The 8,741-nt window shown below is 66.0% G+C and carries 11 protein-coding genes; 1 reads left to right on the forward strand and 10 read right to left on the reverse strand.

What is annotated here, in order from left to right; all coding sequences use genetic code 11:
* Positions 1-6 precede the first annotated feature (6 nt).
* Positions 7-330 carry a thioredoxin gene (trxA, locus tag QNO11_RS16200; RefSeq protein WP_257507243.1) on the forward strand — a complete coding sequence of 108 codons (324 nt, stop codon included), beginning with the start codon at positions 7-9 and terminating at the stop codon, positions 328-330.
* A 63-nt stretch (positions 331-393) separates the two neighbouring features.
* Here trxA and QNO11_RS16205 read toward each other — a convergent pair whose 3' ends face one another.
* The 10 genes from QNO11_RS16205 to rpmH all read right to left on the reverse strand — a co-directional run bounded on the left by QNO11_RS16205 (position 394) and on the right by rpmH (position 8,534).
* Positions 394-738, reverse strand: coding sequence for a tryptophan synthase subunit alpha (locus QNO11_RS16205; RefSeq protein WP_257507242.1), 345 nt, complete (start codon positions 736-738; stop codon positions 394-396).
* A 34-nt stretch (positions 739-772) separates the two neighbouring features.
* On the reverse strand, positions 773-1,960 hold the full coding sequence (locus QNO11_RS16210) for a ParB/RepB/Spo0J family partition protein (protein WP_257507241.1): 1,188 nt from the start codon (positions 1,958-1,960) through the stop codon (positions 773-775).
* Positions 1,960-2,901, reverse strand: coding sequence for a ParA family protein (locus tag QNO11_RS16215; RefSeq protein ID WP_257507240.1), 942 nt, complete (start codon positions 2,899-2,901; stop codon positions 1,960-1,962). Before QNO11_RS16215 ends, QNO11_RS16210 begins: the two co-directional genes overlap by 1 nt.
* 1,055 nt (positions 2,902-3,956) lie before the next feature.
* Positions 3,957-4,244, reverse strand: coding sequence for a GIY-YIG nuclease family protein (locus QNO11_RS16220; RefSeq protein WP_257507239.1), 288 nt, complete (start codon positions 4,242-4,244; stop codon positions 3,957-3,959).
* Between the two features lie 1,159 nt (positions 4,245-5,403).
* Positions 5,404-6,027: a 16S rRNA (guanine(527)-N(7))-methyltransferase RsmG gene (gene rsmG, locus QNO11_RS16225; protein WP_257507238.1), complete on the reverse strand. Its 624-nt coding sequence runs from the start codon at positions 6,025-6,027 to the stop codon at positions 5,404-5,406.
* Positions 6,028-6,043: 16 nt separating this feature from the next.
* Positions 6,044-6,535 carry a Jag family protein gene (locus QNO11_RS16230; protein WP_257507237.1) on the reverse strand — a complete coding sequence of 164 codons (492 nt, stop codon included), beginning with the start codon at positions 6,533-6,535 and terminating at the stop codon, positions 6,044-6,046.
* Positions 6,536-6,556: 21 nt separating this feature from the next.
* Entirely contained in the window at positions 6,557-7,687 is a 1,131-nt protein-coding gene (gene yidC / locus QNO11_RS16235; protein ID WP_257507715.1) for a membrane protein insertase YidC, read from the reverse strand.
* A 6-nt stretch (positions 7,688-7,693) separates the two neighbouring features.
* Positions 7,694-8,053 (reverse strand): membrane protein insertion efficiency factor YidD, encoded by a 360-nt coding sequence (yidD, locus tag QNO11_RS16240; RefSeq protein ID WP_257507236.1) that lies wholly within the window; start codon positions 8,051-8,053, stop codon positions 7,694-7,696.
* Entirely contained in the window at positions 8,050-8,388 is a 339-nt protein-coding gene (rnpA, locus tag QNO11_RS16245) for a ribonuclease P protein component (RefSeq protein ID WP_257507235.1), read from the reverse strand. The genes yidD and rnpA overlap by 4 nt, the downstream gene beginning before the upstream one ends.
* A gap of 8 nt (positions 8,389-8,396) precedes the next feature.
* Complete coding sequence (rpmH, locus tag QNO11_RS16250) at positions 8,397-8,534, reverse strand: 50S ribosomal protein L34 (RefSeq protein ID WP_026302947.1); 138 nt, start codon at positions 8,532-8,534, stop codon at positions 8,397-8,399.
* Positions 8,535-8,741: the final 207 nt, after the last annotated feature.

Raw genomic sequence — 8,741 nt, forward strand, 5'->3', positions numbered from 1 at the left:
GACATCATGACCGCCAAGGCCACCACCACCGACAACTGGCAGCAGGACGTGCTCGACGCCGACGGCCCCGTGCTCGTCGACTTCTGGGCGGAATGGTGTGGCCCGTGCCGCATGGTCTCGCCGATCCTGGACGAGATCCAGTCGGAGCACCCCGGCAAGATCACGATCCTCAAGCTCAACGTCGATGAGAACCCCGAGCTGGCGATGAAGTACCAGATCACGTCGATCCCCGCGATGAAGGTGTTCCGCAAGGGTGAGGTCGAGAAGACGATCATCGGCGCCAAGCCGAAGTTCGCGCTCGAGCAGGACCTCGCGTCCTACATCGGCTGATTCAGCCGCACGGCGAAGGCCCGGTCAGATTCAATCTGATCGGGCCTTTTCGTTGTCTCAGAGTCAGGATGCCTCGGCGCGCACCGTGGCATCCCACCGGCGATGCGGCTCGGACCCGAGCAGCCGCCACACCGCGCGGGTGAGCTCTGGATAGTCCAGGGCGATCTGGCGCAGCACCCGGTAATTGCGCGCTTCAGTGGGGCGCGTGCCGCCGTCTGCGGCGATGTTCTCGGCGCGCAGGATCAGCACCACGAGCTCATCGACACTGGGCAGGTCCTCCATGAAATCCCAGGGATCCTCGCCCGCGCGCAGCCGTTCGTGTACCAGCACGGACAGCTCGTCCGTCGCCTCGGCGCGCAGCAGCTCGAGGCTCGCCCGGCGAGGGACGTTGTGCTCGTGTGCTGTCATTCTTCAAGCCTACGTGGGGCCGGCGGGGTCGGCGTCAGCGCGCGCCGAACTCGGTCTCGCCGATCTCCTCGAGGATGCGGTTCAGGTCCTGGATCGTGGCGAAATCGATTACGACCTGGCCTTTTCGTGCGCTGATGTTGATCTTGACCTTGGTGTTCAGGCGGTCACCCAGTCGCTCGGCCACCTCGTCCAGGTGAGCGCGACGCGCTCCGGCCTTCGTCGCGCCGCGACGGGTCGAACCGGCATCCACCGACTTCGCGGCAGCTTCCGCGGCCCGCACGGAGAGGTCCTCGTTGACGATCTTGTCTGCCAGGCGCTGCATCGCCTCGGGGTCCTCGAGTGACAGCACCGCCCGTGCGTGACCCGCGCTGAGCACACCCGCTGCCACCCGCTGCTGCACCGGCATGGGGAGCTTCAGCAGGCGGATCGTGTTGCTGATCTGCGGCCGGGAGCGACCGATGCGCGTGGCCAGCTCCTCCTGCGTGATGCCGAAGTCCTCGAGCAGCTGCTGGTACGCGGATGCCTCTTCGAGCGGGTTGAGCTGCGAGCGGTGCAGGTTCTCCAGCAGCGCGTCGCGCAGCAGGTGCTCGTCCTCGGTGTCGCGCACGATCGCAGGGATCGAGGTGAGGCCGGCCTCACGGGAAGCGCGGGTGCGGCGCTCACCCATGATCAGCTCGTACTGGCCGTTTTCGTTGGTGCGCACCACGACCGGCTGCAGCACACCGAACTCGCGCACGCTGTGCACGAGCTCAGCGAGGTCGTCCGAGTCGAAGTTCGTGCGCGGCTGGCGCGGGTTGGGAACGATGTCGTTCGGGTCGACGTGGATCAGCCGGGTGCCGGGGATCGGGAGCAGCTCTGGGGCCGGCGCCTCGGGCGCGGAACCGTTGGCGGCGCCCTCCGGGGCGTCGGGGGCGTCGGTGCCCGGGGCGTCGGGGGCGTCGGTGCCCGGGGCGTCGGGGGCGTCGGTGCCCGCCGCGTCGGGGTCCACGGTATCGGGCGTGATCACGTCGGTGGGCGCGGTGGCGGCGTCGCTGCCGTTACTGCCGGGGGTGCCGTCCGTGGCATCCGCATTCTTCGCGGCATCCGCTTCGAGCAAAGCTGCCTCAGCGACCGCCCTCCTGGAGACGCCGGGGAAGAACACGTCGACCGGCCGGGCCTCCGACGGCTCTGCCGTGGGAATGAGCGCCCCGATGCCTCGACCGAGACCAGTTCGTTTCGCCATCAGGATGTTCCTTCGCTGTTGTGTGTGTCGTCCCGCTGGATGATCTCTACGGCCGCTTCCCGGTAGGCCACAGCGCCGGCGGACTGCCCATCGTAGGCGATGACGGTCTGCCCGAAACTCGGCGCCTCAGACACGCGCACGGACCGCGGAATCACCGTCCGCAGCACCTGCTCCGCGAAGTGCGACCGAACTTCCTCGGCAACCTGCTGCGCCAATCGGGTACGCCCGTCATACATCGTGAGGAGGATCGTGGAGACGTGCAGCCCGGGGTTGAGGTGCTTCTGGATCATCCGCACACTGCCGAGCAACTGGCTCAGGCCCTCGAGCGCGTAATACTCGCACTGGATCGGGATCATGACTTCAGCGGCCGCGGTGAAGGCGTTGATCGTGAGCAGTCCGAGGGAAGGAGGGCAGTCGATGATCACGAAGTCGAGACGCTCTTCGAGGCCGTTGAGGTATTCCTCGAGGGCGGTCTTCAGGCGATGCTCCCGGGCCACCTGCGACACGAGTTCGATCTCGGCGCCGGCGAGGTGGATGGTGCTGGGCGCGCAGAACAGGTTCGGCGACTCCGGGCTGGTCTGCACGATGTCTGCGAGCGGGAAGTCGTCGATCAGCACGTCGTAGATGCTCGGGACGTCCGCGGTGTGCGGCACTCCCAGCGCGGTCGACGCGTTGCCCTGCGGGTCCAGATCGATGACCAGCACCCGTGCGCCGACCGATGCCAGCGCTGCCGCGACGTTGACAGCAGTGGTCGTCTTGCCGACGCCACCCTTCTGGTTGGACACCGTCACGATGCGGGTCTTGCCACTCAGGGTGACCTGCGTGTTCTCCAGCGCCCGGCGGCGGGCGCTCAGGTCCATCAGTTCTCGTGCCAGCGGTGAATCGTCGACGGAGAAGGATGCCGTTCCGGCTGCATCCCCGGGTTGTTTCACGTGAAACATCCTTCCGTATTCACTCGACGAGCCACGTGTTCAACCCTACGCGACCCCACCCCCACAGCCCGCCGAACACCCCGCCCAGTCCCCCATACCGGTGGTTGAGTAGGCGTCTCCGGCACCCCCGCTGGCTGAGGAGGCACCTAAGGCCCCCCCCCCCCCGCTGGTTGAGTAGGCGCCGAAGGCGCCGTATCGAAACCCCGCTCGCGCGTTTCACGTGAAACACCGAGATGTCGCGTGCACGCGCAGCGACGCCGGCCGGTCTCGATACGCCCGCTGCGCGGGCTACTCGACCACCAGCAAGAGTCCGTCCCCTCTCCCCCGCCGCTGGTTGAGTAGGCGCCGAAGGTGACGTATCGAAACCCCACCGCCGTTTCACGTGAAACACCGGTGGCCTCCAAGCGCGGACGGTCCGCAGGTCTCGATACGCCCGCTGGGCGGGCTACTCGACCACCGGCAAGAGTCCGTTCCCTCTCCCCCGCCGTTGGTTGAGTAGGCGCCGAAGGCGCCGTATCGAAACCCCACTGCGGTTTCACGTGAAACACAGCTACAGGGCCCGTGTCAGCAGTGGAGTGTGGGTCTCGATACGGCCGCTGGGCGGGCTACTCGACCACCGGCAAGGGTCCGTGCCTTCTCCCCCGCCGGTGGTTGAGTAGGCGCCGAAGGCGACGTATCGAAACCCCACCGCGGTTTCACGTGAAACACCGTGGGCCCAAGCGCGGACAGTCCGCAGGTCTCGATACGCCCGCTGGGCGGGCTACTCGACCACCGGCAAGAGTCCGTCCCCTCTCCCCCGCCGCTGGTTGAGTAGGCGCCGAAGACGACGTATCGAAACCCCACCGCCGTTTGACCTGAGACACCGTGGGCCCCAAGCGCGGACACTCCGCCGGTCTCGATACGCCCGCTGCGCGGGCTACTCGACCACCGGCACGGGTCCGTCCCCTCACCCCGCCATTGATTGAGTAGGCGCTGTAGCCGCCGTATCGCCCTCCCCGCCCGCATACATACCGCACACCGTTTCACGTGAAACATGCACTCTGTGAGCAGGCGTCCACAGTCGATCAGCCGCGGCGCCACACTTTTCGGCTCAACGCTGGCAGATACTCGGTGGCTCCCGTGATCAATGCGATTCTCTTGGCGCGGCCCCAGCCCTGCAACTGCTTTTCTCTTGCGAATGCGTCAGCGATCCGCTCATACTCCTCGTAGTAGACGAGCACGACCGGCAATCGCGGTCTCGTGTAGTTCGAGCCCTCACCGTAGTTGTGCTCCTCGACACGCGGAAGCAGATGCCGGGTGCTTCCGACGTAGAAGGAGCCATCGGCGCACTCCAGTACGTATGTGTACCCCATGCGGACACACTGGCCGATGGATCGGTCAGAGCGGCAAAGCGGAACCCCGAACGGGGCACAGAATGGCGGTCTACACCGCTGTGCAGGACTCGATCACGCCGGAAGCACGGCGCCGTGTTTCACGTGAAACCTTGACTGGGCGCGGTCACGACATATCGCGTCCAACGCCATTAGGAAAACGTAGGCGCAGCCGTCCGAAGTCCAGATCGCACGCACCGCGCGCGGTCAATCGTTCGCCTCAGCAGCCGGCAGGTTTCACGTGAAACATCACGGCCCAGTCACCTCGAAGTCTTGGCGCCGACCCGCTCCGGCAGTGCACAGGGTCGAGTATCGGTCGATTAGGTAGGTGATCGGGCGTGAAATTTGCTCATCGGGGGAGCATAGAGCGCGATCTGACGGTATTGCCGCCGGCCAAGCGGCTCAGCGCGCTGCTCTCAACGGCTCTGAGAGAACCGAAAGTGGCCAAATGTGAGCGACCCAGCCACCTACCGCCACCCCAACCGGCGCGGCAATCGCGACAACCCTGGACTCCAGCCGCGAAGTCCAGAGCGCGTGCGTGCGCGGAAAGTTCCGTCTAGGCGCGTTTCACCTGAAACGCGCCGGGCTCGATACCGCGCTTCGCGCCGCAGACGTGAGGGCCGCTCGCGCGTGCAGGTTTCGAAACACCGCGGTCTACTCGACGAACGGGTTCGCGGGGGGTTTCACGTGAAACGGGCTGTTGCGCCGAGACGTGACCATGTGCGCAAGTGAGGCACGCGAGTCTCGATACGCCCGCCTCGCGGGCTACTCGACCAGCGGGGGTGCGGTACCGGGACAGTCGGGCCACGGGGTATGTTTCACGTGAAACGGGTGGTACGCCACGATCTGAGGGCCGCTCGCGGCTCGCGGGTCTCGATTTCGCCCGCCTCGCGGGCTACTCGACCAGCGGAGGCCGCGCGTTCCACCTCGATGGTGTTTCACGTGACACGGGGGGTCTCGATACGCCCGCTTTGCGGGCTACTCGACCAGCGGGGTGCGGTACCGGGACAGTCGGGCCACGGGGTATGTTTCACGTGAAACGGGGCGGTACGCCACGATCTGAGGGCCGCTCGCGGCATGGGGTCTCGATAACGCCCACTTCGCGGGCTACTCGACCACCGGGGCTGCGGGGGCAGTGGGGTCAGCGGACGGTGGCTCGAATGACCCGCGTGGGCTCTTCGATGAGGCCTTCGCCGATCGGTTCCACGCGCACGTCAGACAGGCGGTACTTGCGAATCACCTTTTCTGCGGCGGCGATCTCGTTCGCGGCGTTGGCGCCCTTCAGCAAAATCAACTCACCGCCGTCGCGCACCAGGGGAGCGGTCAACGGCACCAGGGTGCGCAGCGCACTGACGGCCCGAGCCGTCACGGCATCCAGCACCGGACCGCGGTTCCAGTCCTCCGCGCGTCCTCGCAGCACCTCGACATTGTCCAGGCCAAGGGCGCGCACCTGCTCGTTCAGCCACACGACACGACGTTCCATCGGTTCGATGAGCACCCACTCGACATCGGGGCGCGCAATGGCCAGCACCAACCCAGGCAGACCCGCACCGGAGCCGACGTCGCCGACGCGACCCGAAAACAGTGGCGCAGCAACCGCGCTGTTCAGGATGTGTCGGCTCCACAGGCGGGGCAATTCGAGCGGGCCGATCAGCCCGCGCTCCTCACCGTGCTGGGCAAGAGCTGCCGTGAACGCGCGTGCCGGCTCGATGCGATCGCCGAAGATCTCAGCGGCGACGGCGGGTTCTGCTTCGAGAGTGCTCACTGTTTCACGTGAAACGTCACGGGCGGCTGATGACCGTGTGGCGGTCAGCGCCCTCGCCGTACGACTCCGAGACGAAGCCACGCGCCGAGACCACGTCGTGCACGAGCTTGCGCTCGTAGCTCGACATCGCCGGCAACGATGCCTGGGAGGCACCCTCGTCCAGTCGGGAAATAGCCCGGTCAACGAGCAATTCCAGCTCCCGCTGACGGATGTCCCGCGACCCGCCGATGTCCAGGATCAGCCGCGAGAATCGACCGGTGCGGTTCTGCACCGCCAGGCGCGTCAGCTCCTGCAGTGCCTGAACGGTGTCCGGGTGGCTCAGGCGTGACAACGATCCGGAGTCATCGGCCTCGACCGACACGTAGGCGCGACCGCCGCGCACATCCAGGCCGAGGTCACCGTCGACGTCGGCGATGTCCAGCAGCACCTCGAGGTAGTCGGCGGCGATGTCGCCTTCCTGCTCGAGCTGCTCGACCGTGACTTCGGGAGTTTCAGGAGTGAGAGTCATGTCAGTTCCCTTCGCGGTCGATCAGGACGTCGGCTTAGGCGGGTTCAGGCCCGGCCGGTTACCGGACTCCCCGCCCTTGGGCGGCTGCTTCTTCTTGGCACGCTGCTTGCCCATCGGCTGCTGGCGCTTCGGGGCGGCCTCGCGGGCGCGCTCTGCCTCCTCGAGCAGACGCTGCTGCTCGGCGAGGTACTTCTCCATGGGGATCACGCGACCCTTGGCATCCAGCGCCTTGCCCTTGCGCGCCAGGCGCTCTTCGCGCTCCTTGGCCGCTTCAGACCCGGGGGTCGGCAGGTTGCGGATGACGATGAACTGCTGACCCATCGTCCACAGGTTCGACACGAACCAGTAGATGACGACACCCAGGGGGAAGAAGACACCCGAGAAGATGAATGCCAGCGGCAGCACGTACAGCATGACCTTCTGCATCGTGTATGCCTGGCCGGTCTTGGCCTCGGGCGACAGGTTCTTCGAGATGATCTGCAGCTGCGTGATGAACTGCGACGCGATCATGAGGACCACGAGGACGATCAAGATCGCAACCGTCGCCGTCTGCCCTGTATTGATCGCCTCGATCATGTTCACGTGGAGCGGAGCGACGTCGAACAGCTTCGCTTCGTAGAACTCTTTCGTGAGCTCGGCATTGAGCAGGCCGACACCGCCCACACCCCACTCGGCGTGGCGCTTCACGTCGCTGAGCGTGTAGAACATGCCCAGCAGAATCGGCATCTGCACCAGGAGCGGCAGACAGCTGGAGACCGGCGTCGTGCCGTGCTTCTTGTAGAGCGCCATCGTCTCGCGACTCATGGCCTCGCGAGAGAGCTGATCCTTCTTATTGCGGTACTTCTCCTGAACTTTTCGCAGTTCAGGAGCGATTTCCATCATCTTGCGCTGGCTCTTGATCTGCCGCACGAAGAGCGGGATCAGCGCCGAGCGCACCACGATGACCAGGCCGATGATCGCGAGCACCCAGGTGAGGCCGGCGGCGGTCGGCAGACCGAGAGATGTGAAGACCCAGTGCCAGAAGACGAGGATCATCTCGACGAGCCACTTGAACGGCCACATCAGGGTCGCGAACAGGTCGAACCCTGTACCCGGCGGCGGAGTCGTGGGCGACGGAACCACCGGCACCGGTGTCGCAGCGAAGAGATCCAGCACGGATCAGTCCTTTCGGGAGGAGGGCACGACGAATCCGTGCCGAGTCAGCTCGTGGCGAAAGTGAGGGTGCGACGGAACGTCGTCAATCCCACCTGCGGCCCAAGGGTGACAGCGGCCCAGGCGCGCCGCCGCCAAGATGATCCCCTTGGCCAGGCCATGCTGCTGCACGGCACCGACGGCATAAGCCGAACACGAGGGGTAGTACTTGCACACGTCGCCGTAGACGTGGGAGATCGTGGCGCGATACCCGTGCAACAACGCCAGGCCCGCATTGCGGGGGAGAAGCGGGATGCTGCGCCACGGCGCCGTGGTATCCAGGGTTCCTTCACCAACAGATGCCGTGGGAAGCGTCGCGCTACTCATGTCACAACCCGCTTGGCAAGACAGCGACGAACCTCGCTGCGTAGCTCCGCATAGGGAGCGTTCGCTGCACTGGGCAGGGCGCGGATCACCACGTCGCCGGCGGGGGCGGCGTCGACAAGCACCTCTGCGCAGACGGCTTTGAGCCGCCGGCGCACAGTGTTGCGCACGACGGCACCGCCGACCTGCTTGCTCACAATGAAACCGAACCGCGGTGAAGCATCACCGGCAACGGGCGCGACGTAGGTGACGGTGTGGGTTCCCCCACAACGCCGACCACCGCGGACCACCGCACGGTATTCGATGCCGCGTGTGAGGCGGTTCGGCCTCGAGAGCACCGCTCGGGTCAGGCCGAGAGCTCGGTGCGCCCCTTGGCGCGACGAGCCGAGAGGATGGCGCGGCCGGCGCGGGTGTGCATGCGGGCACGGAACCCGTGCTTCTTGGCGCGGCGACGGTTGTTGGGCTGGAAAGTGCGCTTGCTCATGAGGATCACTCCGGATCGGCGGTCACCGGAAAGCTGAGACCGGGGACGCGGGTACAGGGGACTGCCCGAGTGGGCATAAGTCAACCGATTAAGGATACGTCGCGCCGCCTCTGAACTCAAACCGAGCGGTGGAGCGCACACTTTATCCACCGACGGGGGGCGATCCTCGCAATGACACGCGACCGCGCCCTACAGTGGATTTGGTGG

Source organism: Microbacterium sp. zg-B96, assembly GCF_030246865.1.
GTDB lineage: Bacteria > Actinomycetota > Actinomycetes > Actinomycetales > Microbacteriaceae > Microbacterium.

Excerpts from the sequence above, each read along its gene's own strand:
- trxA (WP_257507243.1), top strand. The coding sequence starts at position 7 with ATGACCGCCAAGGCCACCACCACCGACAACTGGCAGCAGGACGTGCTC.
- QNO11_RS16205 (WP_257507242.1), bottom strand. The coding sequence starts at position 738 with ATGACAGCACACGAGCACAACGTCCCTCGCCGGGCGAGCCTCGAGCTG.
- QNO11_RS16210 (WP_257507241.1), bottom strand. The coding sequence starts at position 1,960 with ATGGCGAAACGAACTGGTCTCGGTCGAGGCATCGGGGCGCTCATTCCC.
- QNO11_RS16215 (WP_257507240.1), bottom strand. The coding sequence starts at position 2,901 with ATGTTTCACGTGAAACAACCCGGGGATGCAGCCGGAACGGCATCCTTC.
- QNO11_RS16220 (WP_257507239.1), bottom strand. The coding sequence starts at position 4,244 with ATGGGGTACACATACGTACTGGAGTGCGCCGATGGCTCCTTCTACGTC.
- QNO11_RS16230 (WP_257507237.1), bottom strand. The coding sequence starts at position 6,535 with ATGACTCTCACTCCTGAAACTCCCGAAGTCACGGTCGAGCAGCTCGAG.
- yidD (WP_257507236.1), bottom strand. The coding sequence starts at position 8,053 with ATGAGTAGCGCGACGCTTCCCACGGCATCTGTTGGTGAAGGAACCCTG.
- rpmH (WP_026302947.1), bottom strand. The coding sequence starts at position 8,534 with ATGAGCAAGCGCACTTTCCAGCCCAACAACCGTCGCCGCGCCAAGAAG.